1 protein-coding gene is annotated in these 586 nt (G+C 61.1%); it reads right to left on the reverse strand.

Annotated elements, in window-relative coordinates; all coding sequences use genetic code 11:
- Nucleotides 1–35: 35 nt before the first annotated feature.
- Nucleotides 36–586, reverse strand: a 551-nt coding sequence (locus FEI13_RS18845; protein ID WP_240036583.1) for a DDE-type integrase/transposase/recombinase, incomplete at its 5' end; no start/stop codon positions are given.

Below are 586 nucleotides of genomic sequence, written 5' to 3' on the forward strand. Positions count from 1 at the left end.
GTGGACCCCACCGTCAAGACAGAAAGTGCACGAGTTTAAGCAATGTCCTGAGCCTCACTCGCAGCTGAACAGCGCTGCCCTGGTTCCGCTGATTCACCAGGCAGTATTGCCGCCGGACCGTATTTGTCCACGATCAGTGCGCCTCCGCCTTGCCGGGTCCGGTAGACCGTTTCCGGTGTCTCGTTCGCCAGCGCCTGGTGCGGGCGCTCGTCGTTGTAGAACATGAAGTACGCCATCAGCCCAAGCGTCAGTTCGCCCATGGTGGCATAGCCCTTGAGGTAGACGTCCTCGTACTTCACCGTCCGCCAGAGGCGCTCGACGAAGATGTTGTCGAAAGCGCGACCTCGACCATCCATGCTGATCGTGATGCCCTCTCGCTTCAGCACACGGGTAAATGCGTCGGCCGTGAACTGGGCGCCCTGGTCGCTGTTGAAGACCTCAGGTCGCCCGTACAGGCGCAGGGCTTCCTCGAGACAGTCGACGCAGAAGCTCGCCTCCATGGTGTTGCTAAGCCGCCAGCTCAGGACCTTGCGGCTGTACCAGTCGATGATCGCGATGAGGTAGCAGAAGCCCCGAACGAGCCGGA

The sequence above is a fragment of the Halomonas urmiana genome (assembly GCF_005780185.1).
GTDB classification, from domain to species: domain Bacteria; phylum Pseudomonadota; class Gammaproteobacteria; order Pseudomonadales; family Halomonadaceae; genus Halomonas; species Halomonas urmiana.